The sequence below is a fragment of the Streptomyces sp. NBC_00510 genome, assembly GCA_036013505.1.
GTDB lineage: Bacteria > Actinomycetota > Actinomycetes > Streptomycetales > Streptomycetaceae > Actinacidiphila.
This window is the reverse complement of record CP107851.1, coordinates 2,454,939-2,474,439: the sequence shown is the minus strand read 5'-3', so window position 1 is coordinate 2,474,439 and position 19,501 is coordinate 2,454,939. Positions and strand designations below refer to the sequence as shown.

Genomic DNA, 19,501 nt, shown 5'->3' with positions numbered 1-19,501 from the left:
GTCGTTGAAGACCTCGGCGTCGTCGATGATGACGCCGTCGAATAGTCGGTGGAAGTCCTCAGCGTCGATGCGGTGGGAGCGTTCGAACTTGCCGTTCAGACGCCGGCTGCGGGGCGTCGGCTTCGGAGACGACGGACTGGACCTCGGACAGGCCGTGGGCTCCAGCGGCCGGCGGAACGTGGCCAATTGCTCGTCCAGATGCCGCGACACACTGACATGAGATTTGTTCAGCTGTGTCACGCCGAGGGGCTCGGCGAGCCAGCCCACCCGGCGAGTGGACACGCCCAGCAGGTAGGCAGTGGCCACAACCAAGATCAGAGTCTGTTCGGCCCGACGGTGGCGTTCCAGCAGCCCGTACGGGAGGTAACTACCCCGCCGTAGCTCGGGGATGGCCAGTTCGACAGTGCCGGCCCTGGTGTCCCACACACGAAGGCGCAGCCGTCCTCGTTTGGTAACAGATGAGTCCTCGGCAGGTCACTATGACCGTCAGTCCGTCGGCATTTTGGCAGGCATATTCTTTCCTGGGTCCATGTGGAGCCACCGCATCCGCTGGTTGGACGTCGCCCAGCAGCATGAACGAGGCTGTCATCTTAAGGAATTGGCGGAAGTCTGGTCGGATGCTCGGCATGTGCTTGACGCTCAAATTCCATTTGCCCCTGACGTCAGCGCTGACCTACTGTTTGCGCAGTGCCCGGCGCTTGAAGCCTGATTGGCGCCACGCGGTTTATGTGCACGCGTGAATTCGACGCAGCAATTCCTGGCTCTGGTTCAATTTCTCCTGCGGCGCCGGCACAGCCACTGAAAAGATAGAAAACTGAGAAGGTGTAGTATGCCCAGCAACCGTCGTCAAGCCACCGCCGTCGTTATCGGCCTCGCCGTCGCGTTCCTCACGACCGCGTGCGGATCGTCCGGTACCACCTCTAGTGCGGCAGCGAATGGTTCGTCCTCGGCCGATGCCGCGTCCGGCGTCACCCCCTCGGCCTCGACGAGCGTTCCCGGCGACTCCGACGACATCTTGAAGGCGTGCACCGTGAAGACGGGTTACGACAACTTCTTCGGGCTGCAGTCGGTCGAGGCCACCCAGGGCGTCGTCACCGTGCACGTAACCCAGGACACCTGCAAGGTGGACGAGAGCGTCATCGAGGACATTGAGTACACCCCCGGCCCGGCCGAGTCGTACACCCTCGACTCCAACGCGTCCATCAGGGTTTTCAAGGAGACCTCGACCAGCTCGACCCCGGAAACGGTGAGTTCGAGCTGGCTGGTGGAGAACAAGGAGGCGCTCGCAACTCACGAGTTCTACCTCGATGTCAACGCGAAGCACGAGGTCATCGCGATGGAGGAGGTCTACCAGCCGTAACAAGTGAGCCGTCGTGCGCAACCTGGACGGCGCAGGCTCGTAGCGGTGTCAAGGACGTGGGCGGCCGGACTGCCGGCTCGCCCGCGGGTCCGGGGAGCCGTCGAGGACCCGGTGAGGATGGATGAAGTGCCGGCCGTGGTGGGAACCGGTGATCACGAACCATCTCGCCGGGCAGACCCAGGAGTAGGAATCCATGGAAAGCACGGTCTCTGACGTCCCCCGTGATTCGGATCGGCGGTCATCCGGTCGGCGCGGACGAACGTGGGGGTCGCTGGGCTGGGGCATCTCGATTGCCGCACCCGCCGCTCTGCTCGTCGTTCGGCTGACGGGACTCGACGCGGGAACGCCGCTCGCGATACCCATGGTGCTCTTTCCCTACTCGACCGTCCTCTGTGTGCTGGTGCTGGCCGCGACGGCCGCCGTCCCTGCTCTGCGGTCCCGATGGGTCGTGGCGGTCGTTGCGGCGCTGGTGATCGTCCACGTAGTGCTGCTTGCACCACGGTTCATACCTGAGCGCAGGCATGTGCCGCCGAAATCCCTTGACTTGCGCGTGGTAACCATCAACGCCAATGGCGGCCGCGTCGATGCGTACGCGCTGGTGGCGTTGGTCCGCACTGAGCGGATCGATGTGCTGGTTGTGGAGCAGATGTCGTCGGGAGGTGAGAGCGCACTCGACAAGGCAGGCCTTGGTGGAGTGATGCCCTACCAAGAACTCCACGCGGAGTACGACTCCTCGATCTACTCACGACACCCGCTGTCTCACGGCGGCGTTACGCATGTGGATACCGCTTGGCCCCAGACCACTGCCGAGGTCTCGGTTGGCGGACGCAGGGTGAATTTCGTGGCTGTTCATACCTATTACCCGCTCGGAGACACACAGCGCTGGACACGGGACATGACCGCCCTTGCCACCCTGGCCCGGCATGCCGACCCGGACAGCGTATTTCTAGTGCTCTGACCGGGAAGGTTCGCCGGGTTGGTGATGGCGGCGGTTGGATGTGCGGTGACGTCCGATCCAACTGCTGGAGGTGCGGTGGCTGAGCCTGTGCGGGTGCGCAGACTGACCGATCAGGAGGGGCAGAAGCTGCAGCAGATCGTGCGCCGGGGCAGCACCAGTTCGGTGCGCTACCGACGCGCGATGATGCTGCTGGCTTCGGCGGGCGGGAACCGGGTGCCAGTGATTGCGCAGCTGGTGCAGGCCGACGAGGACACCGTCCGGGAGGTGATCCACCGGTTCAACGAGAGCGGCCTGGCCTGCCTGGACCCTCGCTGGGCGGGAGGCCGTCCCCGCCTGCTCAGTCCTGACGACGAGGACTTCGTCGTCCAGACGGCCATCACTCGCCCGACCAAGCTCGGCCAGCCCTTCACCCGCTGGTCCATCCGCAAACTCGCCGCCTACCTGCGGAAAGTTCAAGGCCGCGTCATCTGCATCGGCCGCGAGGCGTTACGTTGCCTACTCGCTCGCCGCGGCGTCACCTTCCAGCGCACCAAGACGTGGAAGGAGTCCCCGGACCCCGAGCGCGACACCAAGCTCGACCGCATCGAACACGTCCTGGACCGCTTCCCCGACCGGGTCTTCGCGTTCGATGAGTTCGGCCCGCTCGGCATCCGACCCACCGCCGGCCTGTCCTGGGCCCCTGCCGGTCATCCTGAACGGCACCCTGCCACCTACCACCGCACCCACGGCGTCCGATACTTCCACGGCTGCTACTCCGTCGGCGACGACACCCTCTGGGGCGTCAGCCGCCGCAGGAAGGGAGCTGGCAACACACTGGCCGCACTCAGGTCGATCCGCGCTGCCCGCCCGGACGGCGCCCCGATCTACGTCATCTTGGACAACCTCTCCGCCCACAAAGGCGACAAGATCCGGCGCTGGGCGAAGAAGAACCGGGTCGAGCTGTGCTTCACCCCGACCTACGCGTCCTGGGCCAACCCGATCGAGGCCCACTTCGGGCCGCTACGACAGTTCACCGTCGCCAACTCCCACCACCGCAACCACACCGTCCAGACCCGGGCCCTGCACGCCTACCTGCGCTGGCGCAACAAAAATGCCCGTCACCCCGACGTCCTCGCCGCCCAGCGGAAGGAGCGTGCTCGCATCCGCAGCGAGAAGGGCCTGCGCTGGGGCGGACGACCAGCGAAAGTCGCGTGACCTCGATCAGGGCACCAGCAACACTGGCGCCATGACCGATGATCGCAAGGCTCTGCAGGCCAGCTGGAATCAGACCCGTGACCACCTCGACGCCGCCCGAGCCCACCTCACACGCCTGCCGGACATCGATCTCTCAGCGACGCTGGAGTTCCTGGAGCACAACGAACTGGCACTCGCCTTCGACTGCCTGGTCGATCTCGGTCACGACCTCGACCTTCCACTCAGTTTCTGGCAGCACCTGGACCGAGCGGCTCGTGAAATGCGGCTCTACAGCGATGCACTGCACGTGCCTCACCTCACGGCTGCCGACTTCTGCCGCCGTCACCTCGCCGCTGCCTCCGAGCAGGAATGATCCGCCAACCCGGCGAACCTTCCCGGTCAGAGCACTAGGCGACTTCAACGCTTCTCTCGATCACAGCCCGATGCGGAAGTTGCTCGCGGCCGGGCTCACGGACACCCAAGCCGAACTCGGTCAAGGGTTGGCCCGCACGTGGCCCGTCGGCCGTGCTCTTGTCCCGCCCTTGATCCAACTGGACCACGTGCTGCACGGCTCGGGCCTGGTGGGCGTATCCGCCGGCGAACGCACCGTGCCGGGTACGGACCATCGGGCGGTCGTCGCGGAACTGGCGCTACTCCCTGCAAATGACCAGGTCACTGACCGGACATGAGGTCGGCGGGCGCCCGGCATCCGTGGATGCGCAAGGTCCGGGGGCGGCCACCGCAGATAACTCGTCCAGTCCGCCGTCGCCCTCGGCATTGACCTCGGAGACCCCCGCACCCCTCGGACCAGAGGATCCGCCTCCACCCGAAATATCGGGCAGACGTGGCCGGCCAGCGGCATGCGTACCCCGCTGCGGAGGTTGCCGGCCACGCCAGCACTACTCGTCGAGGCGGAGTCCAGCCACTGCAGTGTCGAAGATCGCCTGGTCGTCGGCCCACTGGTCGGACGGCGCGGACAGATAGACGGTGATCTCGCGCTCTCCGGGTTGCCCGAAGCCGATATCGATCGCGTGGAATTCCTGGGTCTTACCTTGGAAGGTGAACTCCCATATTGCTGCCGGCCGCCCTCGCCATTGGGTGTTTTGCATGCGCAAGCGCTTGTAGGCATCCGTGTCCGGGGTCATCTGCGTCTCGACGTCCTTGAGATGCAGGAGCGGATCGGGGCCCGCGAAGTCGAGCGAGGCGACGCGCAGCCCGACCAGTCCCGACGGATCGACGTAGACAAGCTGCCGGCCGTCATTGCTCATCACCTTACGCTTCCACCCGTTGGGCACGGGAATGGCCAAGCCGAGATCAGGCTCCTCGGCCAGGTGGTAGCGCGCAGGGAGTGGAGGCGGGCTGTACGAGTCGGAAGAAGAAGCGGTAGCTGGAGTGACGGGCCGATTGCCGGGAGACCCGGGAGCGGGTGTGGCCGCGAGTGAGCCGGCGCCGCCTTGAGGCACGCCGCGGAAGTGCAGGGCGACGTACAGCCCACCCCCGGCGAGGGCCGCCACCACTACGCTGATGGTGATCCACAGCGGGGCACCACGACGGTTCACGGGGCGACGGACCACGCGCCACCTAGGCAGCGATGCAGGCAACGGTCCGGTGACCTGCGACGTCAGGGCGCCCCGCGACCCGATCACCGTCTCCGCCCCGCTCTCGGCCTTGAGGGTGGGGGCGTGCAGCATCCGCTCTGTCTCATCCGCCGACAGCCGTCTTTCCGGTTCCCGTACCAGCAGCCCTGCGATCACAGATCCCAAAGGGCCCGCACGGCCCGCTACAGGTATCTCATCGGTGGCGATTGCGTACGCCGTCTCGATGGCCGTGTTCCGCCGGAACGGCGAGCGCCCCTCTACCGCCTGGAACAACGTCACCCCCAGTGACCAGAGGTCTGCCGCAGGACCGGGCGCACCCCCCGTCAATCGCTCTGGTGCCAGAAAGTCGATCGACCCGATCAGCTCACCGGTACGCGTCAGATTCGACATGCCCGACGCTTGTGCGATACCGAAATCCGTCAGCACCACGCGGCCGGTATCCGACAACAGCACATTTCCCGGTTTTACATCCCGGTGCAGCACCCCAGCCGCATGGGCCGCCCGCAATGCCGCGATCATTTCCCGGCCGATTCGCGCCGCCTCCACCGGCGTCAATGACCCGCGCTCCTTCAGCAGATCACCCAATGTGATCGCCGGAACGTACTCCAACACGATGGATGGCAGACCTTCGTCCTCCACCACATCGTGCACCACCACCACATTGGGATGACTGATTCGAGCAGCGCTGCGAGCTTCTCGCCGCGTTCGCTCGAAAAGCATTTCCACATCCTCATCTTCGGATTGCAGATGGGGCGGGTGCAGTCGCTTCACAGCCACCAGGCGTCCGAGCATTTCGTCATCGGCCCGCCAGACGGTACCCATGCCGCCGCGGCCCAGTAGCTCGACGAGCCGATACCGCCCAGCCACCAGGCGTCCGAGGTCGGACATTGCGCGATACTCCTTGGTCATCCGTGGAAAAATTTCGCCGGTCGGCGGGGATCATGAAACGGCGACAACCTGCACCTCCGGCCGGCCTCAGGAGCGGTCGCGCCCAGAGCCGCTTTACGACCTCGCCGGCGACAACAGGGCCTACCACCTCATACGGCACGCTGCCGTCCTCGCCCAGGATTCGCTCGGGTTGAGCCAGGCCGACCCCTCCAGCGTCAGCCCGCAGGGTCTCGAGCTGAAGGGATCCGTCGCAGGCCAAGAGCAACCCCAGCTTCTTGAGGAGGGCGGTGAGCACGTCGGGTTCCGCCCTGCCGAAGTGGCCGGCCTCGAGATCGTTCCGGAGGACGACGTCCAGTGGCACAACTCCGTGCGCCTTGCGCAGCGCCAGCAGATGCGTGGGCACGGGCGCCTTGCACTTTGCGGTGCATTGACCGTGCCACCTGCGATCCCACTCAGCTTGCGGGAGGGGCGGTGCCTCTCGCGTCTGCTCGTCCAGCGCCGATTCGTACTGCGCATACAGCAGGACGGTGAGAGCCGGTGGCGGACCTGCGAGGTGACCCTGAGCAGGCTGGAGAGCTTCGGGCATGTCAAGAACCCGTACGTCACTGAATCCTCCGCGACCCAAGGCTTCAGCCATGCAAGAGGTGGCTTTGCAACGCTCCTCGTGGGGCGAGGCATCCGGATCCATGACCAGCCTGAATCTGCCGGATGGGGCGAGTCCGGTCCGCGAGGCTGAAACTGTCGACGCGACGGTGTCGGCTATGGGGTCGACGAACACCCGCGGCTCCTTGCCTCCGGAGGGCAGGACCGTGGCCGCCGGACCAGCCGGTGGTCAGCGTCAGCAGGGTGGCACGGAGGATCCGAGGCTCCAGGGCGGGGAGCCTCGCCAGCAAAGCTTTCCGTCGTCATATGCCCCTGCCGCCGGCACTCACCGCGAGAAGTGCCGCGGATCGTGCTCTTCCTGCATTCATCTTGTGTCACGCGCGAGAGTTGTCCGGCGTTCTGAAGGGTGCAGCCTCCGGATACGCGTCATCCGCCTTCTTTGCGCCGCCATCGAGAGTTCGACAAGCGCCGAAATTCAACAACACGTCATTAGACACTAGCCAGCCCGACTGGCCCGTAAATAGTACTTCTGCGCCACCTGCAGCCGGTCCCGCGCCGGAACGGGGCGTGGATCGGCCGGCAGGACGCGTGCTGTAGTCGTACCGCACAGACGGTATGCCGAATTCTGTCGTCGATGCCGGCCCGGCGGCACTTCTGACGCTGCACCAAGGGCTGTCCCCCACATAGCTGCTGGTCTGCGGTTGCAAGCGGGCAAGCTCGGTGGATTGGCTACGCGGTCAGGCCGCCTTTTCGGCCATCGTGGCCGGGCCGAGGAGTTCCTCGAGGACGTCCTCCATCGTGACGTAGCCGAGGAGCGTGCCGTCGCTCCCGGTGACCGCGGCGAGGTGGGTGCCCGCGGCCCGCAGGGCGGTGAGCGTGTCGTCCAGCGGGGTGGTGGGGCGGAGCCGGATGAGGGGGTGGAAGGCGCTCCGGGGGTAGGGACGGTCGCGCTCGGCGGCGCCGAGGGTGTCCTTGATGTGGAGGTAGCCCAGGACGCCGCCGTCGGCGCCGGTGACCGGCAGGCGGGAGTAGCCGGACGCGGCGGTGGTCCGCTCCAGCTCGTCTGGCGTGACCCGCTCGCCGACGGTGACCATGCGGCCGGCCGGTACGAGGATCTCGCCCACCGGACGGCTGCCGAGTTCCAGGGCGTCGCGCAGGCGCTCGCCGCCGGTGACGTCGAGCAGGCCGGCGGCGCTGGAGTCCTGGACCAGGCGGGCGAGTCCGTCGTCGGTGAAGACGGCCGCGACCTCGTTCTTCGGCTCGACGCGCAGCAGCCGCAGCAGGGTGTTGGCGAAGGCGTTGATGCCGAAGACCACCGGGCGCAGCGCGCGGGTGACGTTCACCAGCGGCGGGCCGAGCAGCAGCGCGGCACGCTCGGGTACGGCGAGCGCGATGTTCTGCCAGGCCGCCTGGTCGGAGAAGTCGGTGCGGACTACCAGAGTGAGGTCGGCCTGAGGCAGGCTCCCCAATGAAGGTCTCCCTGACATGTTCCGGCGGTCCGGGGTGGCCCCCGGCCGGGTGCCTCCTACGTAGGTGCGGTGAAGGTAGTGAGCATCTCCGCAACACGGAAGCCCGCCGACGAGTAGACGTGCTCACCCATCATGCTTGAGTACAGGTACGCGGTGGCGGCGCCGACCTCGTGCCCCGCGCGGACGATCTCGGTCGTGATGGCCTGCCCGTAGCCTCGTCGCCGGTGGCCCGGCAGTACGGCGATGTTGAAGACACCCAGTAGATCGCCCGAGACCGCGGCCATTCCCGTCCCCACCGGAACGCCGTCGACCCATGCCAGGTAGTGGGTGATCCCCTCCACCTTCGACAGCTCTGGGGCAGCGAACATGGCGAACGCCTCGCGCGGTACGCCGAAGCCTTCCGCGAGCGCGGTCACGTAGAGGTCGAGCTCGTCGTCGCGTACGCGAAGCATCCGCAGGGAGTCGTTCATCGTCGGCAACGGTGCTCCGGCGTCAGGCCGCCTGATCATGAGCGGTTGCGCGGTGCTGGAGGTCAGGCCGTGCCGAGCCGCCATCTCCGTGACGCGCGGTCCCGGTATGCCGCGCACCTTGATGCTCCAGGGAAGGTCCGCCAGCCCGGCGCCGGCGGCCATCTCCTCGATGGTCTCCGGGCTCGGTTCGAGGTTGGGGCTGATGACCGAGTTGAGCGAGGCTACCGGCGCACCCGAGACGGCCAGGACAGTGCCATCGGGGTGTCGTCTGTTGCAGGCGGTTGCAACGGCCGACAGCACCTCGAAGACGGTCGTGTAGGCATACACGACCGGCCGGAGAGGGTCGTTCATCGGTGTCATGTCCACTTTCAGGGAGTTGAGCGTCGGTCGGAGCGCCGCGCCTGCCGGCCAGGACTCGTGCGGGAGAGCCGCCTTGCGGCAGGACGAATGCGTCCGTCGGAGCACGAGGAAGAGGGACGGCGGTCCCCGTGGGAGCTGCCGTACGAGTCTCGGCGCGGAACCTGCTCAAACCCATCACGTGGTGCCTGGGTGCGGATAGAACGTGGGCGCCAGCAGGCCCGGATATGGCGAGGCCGGCCTACGGGTGAACGCGCTGGCAGAGAGCCGTCGTCGCGACGCGGCGCGCACCAGGTCGGATTCCTGTGTCTCGATGGGGTATGTGGTTTGGTACGCAGTTCCCGGTGCCGTGAGAAGGCCATCCGCTCCGGCCGCGGCGTTTTGTGATGGGTCTCCTGATGGGTATTCGGGTTGCGCCCAGCCTGGGTGGGGCCGACGCGCGGTGTCGTACTGGGGTATGGAGTGGCGGTCCGGGTCCAAGAACCGTTCGGGGTGGCGGGCGCGTGCCATGCTGGGCCCTTGTCTCGGCACCGGTTGTGGCGCTCGTGTTCTACGTGCTTCCGGCGACGGCTTCTTACAGTGGTCGAAACACAGGTCCCGGCGGTCCATTGACCGCCCGGTGATCAAGAGCATCGAGCCCTCCGGCAGCCAGCCAACGCTCGGGCAGAGGTGCATTCCCGCTTTCACACCACCGCACAGAGGAACAGAGCCATGCCATCGGCGGAACTCGATTTCACCAGCGCTGTCTTTGACACCGAGCACATCACCCTTGGTGGTCAGCAGGAAACGATCGTCCGAGGTGGTCGGCACCTGTTCGGACGGCTGCCCGCCGCTTTCGAAGGGGTCAACCAGATAGCCGTCATCGGCTGGGGTTCTCAGGGCCCGGCCCAGGCGCAGAACCTGCGTGACTCCCTCGACGGCGCGGTGAAGGTCGTGGTTGGTCTACGAACCGGTTCGTCCTCCGCGGCTGCGGCTCGCGAAGCAGGGTTCACCGAGGAAGACGGCACTCTTGGCGAAATGTTCGAGGTCATCGCCGCATCGGATATGGTGTTGTTGCTGATCTCCGACGCCGCCCAGGCCGAGCTCTTCCGCGGGGTGTTCCAAGCGCTGCGTCCAGGTGCCACCCTCGGGCTCTCGCACGGTTTCCTGCTGGGCCATCTCTCCGCCGTCGGAGAGGAGTTCCCTCCCGGCGTGGACGTCATCGCGGTGTGTCCCAAGGGCATGGGCCCCTCGGTGCGCGCGCTGTACGTGCAGGGCGCGACCGTCAACGGGGCTGGGATCAACGCCAGTTTTGCTGTGCACCAGGACGTCAGCGGCCGGGCAGTTGAGCGGGCGCTGGGCTGGTCGGTCGCACTGGGCGCCCCCTTCACCTTCCGCACAACGCTGGAGTCGGAGTACCTGTCCGACCTCACCGGTGAGCGCGCGATCCTGCTCGCCGGCGTGCACGGCATCGTGGAGAGCCTGTACCGCCGCTACATCAGCCAGGGGATGACCGGCGCCGACGCCTACCGCCACTCCGTGGAGAGCGTCACCGGACCGATCTCCACGATCATCTCCACCAAGGGCCTCATCGGTGTCTACGAGCACCTCGACTCCGAGGGCAAGGCCGAGTTCGCGGACGCCTACGCCGCGGCCTACCCGGTAGGCATGGAACTCATCGCCGAGATCTACGACGAGGTGAGCCTGGGGAACGAGATCCGCAGCGTCATCCTCGCAGGGCAGCGCCTGTCGCGGTTCCCCATGGGCCGGATCGACCGGGCCGACATGTGGCGGGTAGGTCAGCAGGTACGGGCCGAACGAGGCGACCATGATGGACCCCTGAACCCCTTCACCGCCGGCGTTTTCTGCGGCGTCATGATGGCCCAGGTCGACTTCCTCATGGAGCAGGACCACCCGTACTCCGAGATCGCCAACGAGTCGGTTATCGAGGCCGTCGATTCCCTCAACCCCTACATGCACGCACGGGGCATTGCGTACATGGTCGACAACTGCTCGACCACGGCCCGCCTGGGAGCACGGAAGTGGGCGCCTCGATTCGACTACCTGCTGACTCAGACGGCCTACCCTGCGGTAGACAGCAAGGAGGTCGACCCGACTGCGTTCGACTCATTCGAAGGCCACGTCGTACACGACATCCTGAGCGTTTGCGCCAAGATGCGCCCGTCGCTCGACATCTTCGTCGCCTGACGTCGACGGTTTGCCGCCTTTGGCGTGGGTCGCGGGCGGCTGTGCGGTCGCCGAGAGACCTCAGTGCCCTCGTGTTCTGCACGCAGCACACGAGGGCAAGGTGAAATAGGGCGGCGCCGCTCGGAATCGGTTTCCCATAAACGTCGGAGGGTAGCAACACCGCCATGATCCGGCGAAGGCTGGAAAGGGCTACCGATCAGCCGTGACAGGCCCGGATTTCAAAGCTGGGTGCGGTGACGGGGCAGGGGTGTGAGTATAACGATCACATCGCGAACACGACACAACACGGATCACCCACACATCGCATACCATACCCAGGTGATCGTCCGCTTAATTGTCCAGAAGGTCCGCGTAAAGCTCTCCGGTATACTCTGCGAATGACTGATCAATTGGTGGGTGGAGCGCCCCAGGACTCCGAGCTGGTACGCGCCGCCCAAGCAGGCGACGCCGGCTCCCTTGGCCTGCTTCTCGCCAGGCATCAGGCATGTATGCGTGCCGTCGCTCTGGCCGTGCTTGGCCATAGCCAGGACGCCGAAGATGCCGTGCAGGAGGCGGCGATCATCGCCCTGCGCCGCATTGGCGACGTCAGAGACCCCAACGCCATCGGCCCATGGCTGCGAATGGTGGTCCGCAACACCTGTCGCGCTCAGCTGCGGAAAATGTCGGCCACACCCATGGCCGAACCTGTGAAGGCCGTCACCCGAGAACGGTTGTGCGATCCCTCCGATCCGGCGGAGATACTCGAAGAGCATGCAATGAGGGACTGGGTTTGGAGTGCCTTGGAGGACCTCCCCCCGAACCTGCGGCTTGTGACCATGCTGCGCTACTTCACCGACGTGCGTGCCTATGACGACATCGCGGCGGTGTGTGGCACGCCGGTCAGTACGGTTCGCAGTCGGCTCCACAAAGCGCGCTCCAAGCTGCTCGATGGGCTGCTCGGCTCTGCCGACCAAGTCCACCACGATGCCACTTCTCTGACAGCGGCGCACCACAAGTTGGCGGAAGACACGTTGGCGTCCGCGCGACAAGGCAAGCTCGCCTGCGTGCTGTCCGACCACTGGTCATCGGAAGCGGACGTGATATGGCCAACCAGCAAACGGACGGGCATCGACTACCTGCAGGTCGCTTGGGACAACAACGAGGCCATCGGCGTGCAGCAGCACCTCCGGAACGTGGTGGCCAGCAGGCAAGTAGCCATCTACGAAGCCGCTCTGATCAACCCCCCGGAGGATCCTTTCCACTGTCCGCCCGGGATCGTATGGGTGATGTCCCTGGCTGGGGGACGCGTGACGAAGCTGCGCTTGTACCACACACGCGCACTCTGAAAAGATCTTCGCTCCCGGAGTGAACTTACCCCCACCGCATCATGCAGGTGTGACTGCGAACAACGACAGCTCCCGAACCTCCGACGTCCGGGAGCTGCGTGCATTGCGGCGGACTGCCCTGTGAGCAGTGTGCGTCAGGCACTGTCAGCGGATCGCACCGAAGAACCCCACACGGGCCATTTCCAAGGGCCGTCTTCACAGGGGCGTCCCGAACCAGGGGCAGCCCGAGCTGCGTCTGCACCGCCCACGCGCTCCCTGAAAAGATCTTCGCTCCTGGAGCAAACTTTTCCGCCCCCCACCGCATCATGCGGGTGTGACTGCGAACAACGACAGCTCCCGAACCTCCGACGTCCGGGAGCTGCGTGCATTGCGGCGGACTGCCCTGTGAGCAGTGTGCGTCAGGCACTGTCAGCGGATCGCACCGAAGAACCCCACACGGGCCACTTCCAAGGGCCGTCTTCACAGGGGCGCCTCGAACCAGGGGCGCGCCCCGAAAACGCTTGACGCACAGCTGGGCAAGCTGCGCGGAAGCAGTCGTGGGCCGGCGCGACAGAGAGCGTCGGAGTTCGCATTCACCGTACTGGCTGTACAGACAACTATGAGAAGAGAAACAGGCATGAGCAGCACCGTGCCGGTCCGCGAGGCCGAGCAGACCGAGATCAAGGCGTACGTGGACTTCGTCACGGGGGCGCCTGCGTCGGTACGGGAGGCACTGGGCGTCGGTTCGTTCAGCGTCGGGTCCGTGCAAGCGATGGCGATGCGCGAGGATCCGAGTGGATTCTTCAATCGGGCCGGTGGCTTCGGTACGGACGCGCCGGTCGACGTGAACGTCCTGGCGCAGGTCCGTGACTTCTACCGCAGTCAAGGCGTGTCTCAGGGCAGGTTCGTGATCGCGCCGCAGCTACTGCCGGCGGACTGGGAAACGATCGTCGGCGAACTGGAGCTGACTCCCGGAGGTCGGATCGTCAAGCTTGGCTGCGAGACGAAGAGCACACAGTCCGCCCACGACGGCATCGCGGGACTCGACCCGCGTCTACGCGTTGCCAAAGTGGAGCCTCGCCATGCCCATGAGTGGGCCACCGTCATGATCGCGGCGTTCGGTATGAGCGGGACCGGCCTGATCGACGTGGCCGCGTCGTGTGTGGGCAATCCCGATTGGCAGCAATATGCCGTGTGGGAAGGCGAGCGGATCATCGCCGTCGGAAGCCTGTTCGTCAACGGAGATTGTGCCGATATGTTCGGCGGAGCCACACTCCCGGAGAGCCGGGGCCGCGGAGCTCAGTCCGCGCTACTCGCCATCCGCGCGCAGGCAGCTCTCGCCGCAGGCTGTCGGTGGCTGGTGGCCGAGACCGGAGCGGAAGGTCCTGGCGAACACAACTCCTCGCTTCACAACATGCGGCGAGCAGGATTTGAGCCGATGTACGACCGAATCACCTGGCTGTGGCGCAAGTGACCCTGCTCCGGGGATTAGGCGGTCACGCCGAACCGCTCGAACCTCGGCATCGGCTTGCGGGCCACAGAACGCTGTGCCCGACGCCAACCACGCTGCACATGGCAACACCAGGAGAAGAGATGAGTACGAACGAGTACAGCCTGTTGGAACTGCCCGCACGACTGGCACCCTCCATCAGCGCAGCTGCCCGCCACATGGAGGCAAGCCGGGCCCTGCCCGAGAAGCTGCTTCACGAGTTGCGCGATCACGGAGCACTCCGCATGCTCACCCCGCGCGAGTACGGCGGGTTCGAAGCCACCTTGGAGACGGTGCTCAAGGTGTACGAGACGCTCGGTCGCCTGGATGCGTCGGTAGCCTGGACGGTATGGAATGCCAACTGGGGATTCCTCGGTGCACTGCTCGACCAGGCGGGCAGCGACCAAATCTGGGCAAGTGGAGATGAGCCCATCTTCGCCAACTCGGGATCACCCGGAGTCGCAGTACCCACCGACGGTGGCTATCGCGTGTCCGGCACATGGAAGATCGTCAGTGGTATCGGTCAGGCCACCTGGCTCGCCGTGGTCGGCGCGGTCGTCGAGGACGGCAACCAGCGTATGACGGATCGAGGAACGCCGGACGTCCGACTCTTTGCACTCCGCCGAGGGCAGTGGGAGATGAAGGACACCTGGAACGTCAGCGGCATGCTCGGTTCGGGCAGTAATGACGTTGCCGTTCACGACGCTTTCGTCCCGGACGAACTGGCCGCCGGCTTGGACGAGCCGGCTCGCATCAACCGTCCCCTGTACCAGGGGTTCATCCCCGCGCTCGTCCTTCCCGGGTGTACCGCCGTCGTCTTGGGCATGGCGCAGGCAGCCATCGAGGAGACGGTCGCCCTGGCTGTGTCCAAGAAGACGCCCAGCGGTCGGACACTTGCCGAATCCGCACGCGTCCAGGCGGTGATCGCCCAGTCGGAGGCCGCTCTTCAGGCAGCGCGGCTCTTGCTGCACTCGGCAGCTGCAGCGATGTACACCGATCGTGAGAGCTCTGAGCCTGTCACCCTCGGGCAGCGCGCGTCCCTTCGTGCCGCGATGAGTCACGCTGCACAGGTCAGCAGGAAGGTCTTGCTGGACATGTACGAGCTCGGCAGTTCTTCTTCCCTCTACCGAGGCAATCCCGTCGAGCGGCTCTTCCGGGACGGCATGGTCGCGCTTCAACACGCCAACCACTCCGCGGACCTCTTCGAGGCGGTAGGCCGTGTACGGTTCGGCTTCGCCCCCGGGCGACAGCTGTTCTGACACTAGCTGTACGGCCTGGAACGAATTGACCGCAGGCATCAAGGCCACAGCCGGGCGCGCCGGAACGGAGGTGCCGCCCGGCCTTGGCCTGCCCGCGTGGACCAGCCTGGCCCGGGGACGCCCTGGGCGGTGCCGGTGCCGCGAATGTCATCGGTGTGGGCACTGACTTCGCGACGGGTGGCCCAGCCGATGACCGGTTCCACCAATCTCCCATCGTCGAGGGCCTGTAGACCATCGCCAACATCAGCGAGCCTTGGTCTGAGGTCGGCACCCTCGCCGGCATCGGCCTGGCCTTCCGCACCAAGGAAGACCGCCACGACGTCCTCAACGACCTCCAGCACCGGACGGTGGCGGCCGAGGTCGTGTCTTTCCTGGAGACCCTTGCGACGACCTGCTGCCGCTGACCACGGTGCAATTCAGCGCCTGGTGACGGGCCGACACTCTCCACGAAACCACTCCACCCCGACCGCAAAATGGAAGGTTCTCGCATGGCCGCCGTCCTGTCCGTCTCCGGAAGCCCCTCCCCGACCTCCCGCACCAACCGTCTCCTGCGTCATCTGGACGATCGCCTGCGGCGGCAGGGACATGAAGTAACCCCGCTGGAAGTGCGCACGCTGCCCGCGGAGGCGCTGCTCGGCGCGGACTCCCGCCACCCCGCCATCGTAACCGTCGCGGAGCAGTTCACGCGAGCGGACGGGATCGTCATCGGGACGCCCGTGTACAAGGCCGCCTATTCGGGCCTGCTGAAGTCGCTGCTTGACCTACTGCCCCAGTACGCCCTGAGCGGCAAAACCGTGCTCCCTCTCGCCACGGGTGGCAGCATCGCCCACGTCCTGGCCATCGATTACGCCTTGCGCCCGGTTCTCAGCTCCATGGGTGCCTCCCACATCGTGCCCGGCTGGTTCACGCTCGACCGCGACATCGCCAGCGAGGAGGGCGTACCGGTCCTCGCACCCACATCCGCCGAGGCACTGGGAAACGTCACGGACCAGTTCTCCGCGGCGCTGAGCGGTCGGGCTACGACGCGCGCCTTCGTCAGCGGGTCTGCACAGCCAGTGGTGTGACTCGGGTCGTGTGAGTGACCGGTGAAGGCGGTCACCAGTAGCCGGGTAGCCGATCTGCAAAACGCGCCTTGGAGATGACCCCGTGGTAACGGGACCGAGACGGACCGCGCAGCCGATGACGGCCGACGTGGTCGCCAGCACGCTCCACGCCCGCCGGTCCGGCAGTAGACGCCGGTGCGGCAGGGAGGGGCGTCGGGCGAAGGTGTTCGCGAAACGGGGCTGGGCCTCGTCGAGAACCTATGGGTCCCGTGGGCCGGGATGGGGAGGCACGTGGTCTCCTGTCTGCTGGGGAATCTGCGCGGCGGAAGCTTACGGCGCGTGTCCGCCCATCGGTTTCGGGCAGATCAAACAGTAGTTTTGAATTTCACCAGGTGTGTCAGCGAATGATCGAATATGCGCCGACACTGTGACCAGAGGATCTCGTTCAGTATCATAATCTTTACGTCATACGCTTGAGCGAGTCCGACTGCCGTGAGGGCGGGGCGGACATTCACGCCCGGCACGATACCGGCGGAGCCGGCGGATCAAGCCCATCGTGGCGCGGACATGGCACTGTCGTCATATTCGAGGACGGGCGCTGCGGGAAACGCTGTACATAAGCATCAGTCGGCCCGTGGACGACCATGTAACTATTTTCGAACCCGTCCACGCCGTTGAGATACACATCCTCTCGGCGCACTGCTGGGGGACCCGCACAAAGGACACGCTGTGGATATCCGCGGAACTGATGGTTGGGCAGTCGCGCCGGGCGGCTGGACGGGCGGGAACGGGCGGTCCATGTGCCTGTTCCAGGTCGATCGCAACCTCGTGATCGATCAGCGCCGCGACCGAGCCGTTCCCGTCGGTATCACCGCCGCGGACTTCGCGGGCACAGCGCTCGAGCACTCCGAGGACCACGCCGGCCTCGTCGAGGACCGTTCCGTGCTGCTCGCCACGTTGAGCGCCCTCCCGTCGGCCCACCGCGAGGGCGTCGTCCGCGTCCAGGTCACGGACCTGAGCGGAGCCCACGCCGTCACCGGCATCGGCGTGCCGCGGAGCACCGTCAAGTCCCGTACCCACCATGGCGTTCGGGCCCTGAGGGCAGAACTCGCCCGCCGCGGCGTGGACGGAGTGGCCGCGTGAACGTTCCCCCCGGCTGGACCCGGCTCATCGGACTCATCGGCCTGTTGATCCTCGTCGTCGTGCTGGCGCACTGGATCGTCCGCCGCAAGGGCGGCTGGGGCGCGCTGCGCCGCTGCGTCGTACGCGAACTGACGACGACCGCCGACGCCTTCGCCACGCCCGTCTGCACGGAGCTGCGGCACCGCCGCGGCCTGCGGGTGCTCGCCCGCCTACTCCGCGACGCCTCCGGTTGGACGGACGCCGCGACCGCGCTGCGCCGCGCCGCCGCCGAACATCCCGGCGTCCGGCCGTACGCGACGCTCCTCGGCACCGACGCCGTCGGAGTCTACGTCCCCTACGCCCGCGCCGGGGAGGGCGCGCTACCCGAACCGTGGGTCCGCGACGCCGCCGAACCGCGCTTATGGTGGATCGGCCGCACAGACCTCGGTACCGCACCGGAGACCGGACGCAGCGAGGCCCCCGTCCTCGTCTGCCTCGGCCGGTCCGGCACCAATGTGTTGCTGTTCGACCTGACGGCCGTTCCCCCGGAGGTCTCCGTCACCGGTGAACCGAGCACCGCCCGCGCGGTGCTCCAGGCCCTCGCCGCCCAACTCGACGCCCGCCTGCCCGCGGGCCGCGTCGTGGTCGGCGCCGGGGTGCACCCCGAGCACCAGGGTCCCGACGACGTCTTCGAACGGCCCGGCACCCGCTACGGCGTGAGCGCCGGGGCGCCGGAGCGCAACCGGCCGGCCGGCGTGCGCCTGCTCACCCTCGGCGTGGCCCGCCACAGCACCCTGATCCTGGAAGCGGACCGGGACGGCCACCTGCGCCTGCACGGCGACTCGCCCACCCTCACGGTCGACGCGCTGCCTCTGGCCCGTGCCGTGTCCCGGCTGGTGCACGCCCTGCCGCCGGTGCCCGAGGACGACGAGGGTGCCGGCCCTCACCCGCCGAGGGCGCTCCACGGCCCGTCGGCCGACGACGACCTCGTCGAGTCCGGGTACCCGTCCACCCCCATGGGGGTCTCCGCGACCGTTCCCCGCCCCGAGCCCGGGGCGGCCCCCGCCGCCCGCGAAACCGGCGACGAGGACGACCTCGCCGAACCGACCGCATTCGGACCGGCGGGCGTGTCCGCCACCATCACACGCTCCTCGTCCTCGTGACGCCCGAACTGGGAAGACCGTGAACCTCACCATCACCACCGTCGACGGCGCGGACGGTGCGCGCCGCGACCACCTCGTAGGGCTGCCACCGCGCACCACCGTCGCGGACCTCGCCGAGGCCGTGGACGGGACGCGCACCCGTAACCTCTACCTCGACGGCCGCCGGCTCGACCCGGACGCGCCCGTCGCCTCGACGGGACTGCGCGAAGGCGGCGTCCTGGGCCTCGGCACAGCCGGAACGGACCCCGACCGGGTACGCGCCGACGCCGGGCCCGTGCTCGCCGAGGTCCACGTGGTCTCCGGACCGCAGGCCGGACGCACTTGGCTGCTCGCCTTCGGCAGCCACGAGATCGGCTCCGGACCGCTGTGCGCGATCCGCCTCGAAGGCCATGGCGTCCCCGAGGGCGGGCTGTGGGTGACGGTCGGCGCCGACGGCTCCGCACACTGGCACCGTACCCGTACCGCGCCCGGCGACGAGGTGCGCGGCCGGGTCGCCGCGCCCCCGCCGGACGGCGCCGTCACCGCGCTGCGCCGCACCCGCCCGCAGCGGGTCACCACCGAGCGGACCGCCGCCCCGGGACAGCCCGTGCCGTGGTCGCCCGGCGAGGACCTGACCGTGGGCTCCGTCCTGCTGCGGATGAGCGCGCCGGTCGAGGCCGACGCCGCCGTCAGCCGGTCCGCGGACGGCTTCGGCATCGACTACAACCGCCCGCCCCGCATCGCCCCGCACCTGGACGGCGAGCGGGTCCGGCTGCCCTCGCCGCCCGCGGCCCCGGGCAAGCGCCCCTTCCCCACGGCCATGATGATGCTGACCTCGCTCCGCACGGAGTGACGCCCGTTCCGCGGCCGGCACCGGGTGCCGGCCGCGGAACGCGCCCCGGCGACGACGAAGGGCCGGGCGGGGAACGATGCCCCGCCCGGCCCTTCGCGTGCGGCCGCTACTTCTTGAAGTTGCTCGCGACCTGGGTGTCGAAGTCCTCAGCGCCCTTGGCGATCGAGGTGAACGCCTCGCCGAAGTTCTCCAGGCCGTGGATGGCCTGGGTGAGACTGCCGGTGAA

Annotated in this window: 15 protein-coding genes and 3 pseudogenes; 14 read left to right on the top strand and 4 right to left on the bottom strand. The window is 67.1% G+C overall.

The features are described 5' to 3' along the window. Window positions 1-159 precede the first annotated feature (159 nt). Window positions 160-444: pseudogene (locus OG937_10955) on the bottom strand (transposase). A gap of 586 nt (window positions 445-1,030) precedes the next feature. Between OG937_10955 and OG937_10950 the strand changes: the two are divergent. The 4 genes from OG937_10950 to OG937_10935 all read left to right on the top strand — a co-directional run bounded on the left by OG937_10950 (window position 1,031) and on the right by OG937_10935 (window position 3,864). Continuing rightward, on the top strand, window positions 1,031-1,360 hold the full coding sequence (locus OG937_10950) for a hypothetical protein (protein ID WUD72166.1): 330 nt from the start codon (window positions 1,031-1,033) through the stop codon (window positions 1,358-1,360). Between the two features lie 193 nt (window positions 1,361-1,553). Then, window positions 1,554-2,318, top strand: coding sequence for an endonuclease/exonuclease/phosphatase family protein (locus tag OG937_10945; GenBank protein WUD72165.1), 765 nt, complete (start codon window positions 1,554-1,556; stop codon window positions 2,316-2,318). 24 nt (window positions 2,319-2,342) lie between these two features. Next, a complete protein-coding gene (locus OG937_10940; protein ID WUD72164.1) occupies window positions 2,343-3,512 on the top strand; it encodes an IS630 family transposase in 1,170 nt (389 codons plus the stop codon). Window positions 3,513-3,543: 31 nt separating this feature from the next. Beyond that, window positions 3,544-3,864, top strand: coding sequence for a MafI family immunity protein (locus tag OG937_10935; GenBank protein ID WUD72163.1), 321 nt, complete (start codon window positions 3,544-3,546; stop codon window positions 3,862-3,864). Between the two features lie 526 nt (window positions 3,865-4,390). Here the strand turns inward: OG937_10935 and OG937_10930 are convergent. Further along, window positions 4,391-5,998, bottom strand: coding sequence for a serine/threonine protein kinase (locus OG937_10930; GenBank protein ID WUD72162.1), 1,608 nt, complete (start codon window positions 5,996-5,998; stop codon window positions 4,391-4,393). A gap of 169 nt (window positions 5,999-6,167) precedes the next feature. Here OG937_10930 and OG937_10925 point away from each other — a divergent pair, with 169 nt between their 5' ends. Beyond that, window positions 6,168-6,713, top strand: coding sequence for a hypothetical protein (locus OG937_10925; protein WUD72161.1), 546 nt, complete (start codon window positions 6,168-6,170; stop codon window positions 6,711-6,713). Window positions 6,714-7,317: 604 nt separating this feature from the next. Here OG937_10925 and OG937_10920 read toward each other — a convergent pair. After that, a pseudogene (locus tag OG937_10920) lies at window positions 7,318-7,980 on the bottom strand (CBS domain-containing protein). A gap of 125 nt (window positions 7,981-8,105) precedes the next feature. Further along, window positions 8,106-8,870, bottom strand: a complete 765-nt coding sequence (locus OG937_10915) for a GNAT family N-acetyltransferase (GenBank protein ID WUD72160.1) — start codon at window positions 8,868-8,870, stop codon at window positions 8,106-8,108. 717 nt (window positions 8,871-9,587) lie between these two features. Between OG937_10915 and OG937_10910 the strand changes: the two genes are divergently transcribed. The 9 genes and pseudogenes from OG937_10910 (at window position 9,588) to OG937_10870 (ending at window position 19,275) form a co-directional block, all read left to right on the top strand. Then, window positions 9,588-11,063: a ketol-acid reductoisomerase gene (locus tag OG937_10910; GenBank protein ID WUD72159.1), complete on the top strand. Its 1,476-nt coding sequence runs from the start codon at window positions 9,588-9,590 to the stop codon at window positions 11,061-11,063. 377 nt (window positions 11,064-11,440) lie between these two features. Then, window positions 11,441-12,388 carry an RNA polymerase sigma factor gene (locus OG937_10905; GenBank protein WUD72158.1) on the top strand — a complete coding sequence of 316 codons (948 nt, stop codon included), beginning with the start codon at window positions 11,441-11,443 and terminating at the stop codon, window positions 12,386-12,388. Window positions 12,389-13,004: 616 nt separating this feature from the next. Then, a complete protein-coding gene (locus tag OG937_10900) occupies window positions 13,005-13,841 on the top strand; it encodes an N-acetyltransferase (GenBank protein WUD72157.1) in 837 nt (278 codons plus the stop codon). Window positions 13,842-13,960: 119 nt separating this feature from the next. Then, on the top strand, window positions 13,961-15,115 hold the full coding sequence (locus OG937_10895) for an acyl-CoA dehydrogenase family protein (protein ID WUD72156.1): 1,155 nt from the start codon (window positions 13,961-13,963) through the stop codon (window positions 15,113-15,115). Between the two features lie 314 nt (window positions 15,116-15,429). Next, a pseudogene (locus tag OG937_10890) lies at window positions 15,430-15,545 on the top strand (alpha/beta hydrolase). A gap of 58 nt (window positions 15,546-15,603) precedes the next feature. Continuing rightward, complete coding sequence (gene ssuE, locus OG937_10885; protein WUD72155.1) at window positions 15,604-16,179, top strand: NADPH-dependent FMN reductase; 576 nt, start codon at window positions 15,604-15,606, stop codon at window positions 16,177-16,179. A 777-nt stretch (window positions 16,180-16,956) separates the two neighbouring features. Next, a complete protein-coding gene (locus OG937_10880; protein ID WUD72154.1) occupies window positions 16,957-17,301 on the top strand; it encodes a hypothetical protein in 345 nt (114 codons plus the stop codon). Beyond that, window positions 17,298-18,443, top strand: a complete 1,146-nt coding sequence (locus OG937_10875) for a hypothetical protein (protein WUD72153.1) — start codon at window positions 17,298-17,300, stop codon at window positions 18,441-18,443. The genes OG937_10880 and OG937_10875 overlap by 4 nt, the downstream gene beginning before the upstream one ends. Window positions 18,444-18,462: 19 nt before the next feature. After that, a complete protein-coding gene (locus OG937_10870) occupies window positions 18,463-19,275 on the top strand; it encodes a hypothetical protein (protein ID WUD72152.1) in 813 nt (270 codons plus the stop codon). Window positions 19,276-19,501: the final 226 nt, after the last annotated feature.

Excerpts from the sequence above, each read along its gene's own strand:
- OG937_10915 (WUD72160.1), bottom strand. The coding sequence starts at position 8,870 with ATGAACGACCCTCTCCGGCCGGTCGTGTATGCCTACACGACCGTCTTC.
- OG937_10945 (WUD72165.1), top strand. The coding sequence starts at position 1,554 with ATGGAAAGCACGGTCTCTGACGTCCCCCGTGATTCGGATCGGCGGTCA.
- OG937_10905 (WUD72158.1), top strand. The coding sequence starts at position 11,441 with ATGACTGATCAATTGGTGGGTGGAGCGCCCCAGGACTCCGAGCTGGTA.
- OG937_10940 (WUD72164.1), top strand. The coding sequence starts at position 2,343 with ATGGCGGCGGTTGGATGTGCGGTGACGTCCGATCCAACTGCTGGAGGT.
- OG937_10910 (WUD72159.1), top strand. The coding sequence starts at position 9,588 with ATGCCATCGGCGGAACTCGATTTCACCAGCGCTGTCTTTGACACCGAG.
- OG937_10880 (WUD72154.1), top strand. The coding sequence starts at position 16,957 with ATGTGCCTGTTCCAGGTCGATCGCAACCTCGTGATCGATCAGCGCCGC.
- OG937_10900 (WUD72157.1), top strand. The coding sequence starts at position 13,005 with ATGAGCAGCACCGTGCCGGTCCGCGAGGCCGAGCAGACCGAGATCAAG.
- OG937_10930 (WUD72162.1), bottom strand. The coding sequence starts at position 5,998 with ATGACCAAGGAGTATCGCGCAATGTCCGACCTCGGACGCCTGGTGGCT.
- OG937_10935 (WUD72163.1), top strand. The coding sequence starts at position 3,544 with ATGACCGATGATCGCAAGGCTCTGCAGGCCAGCTGGAATCAGACCCGT.
- ssuE (WUD72155.1), top strand. The coding sequence starts at position 15,604 with ATGGCCGCCGTCCTGTCCGTCTCCGGAAGCCCCTCCCCGACCTCCCGC.
- OG937_10895 (WUD72156.1), top strand. The coding sequence starts at position 13,961 with ATGAGTACGAACGAGTACAGCCTGTTGGAACTGCCCGCACGACTGGCA.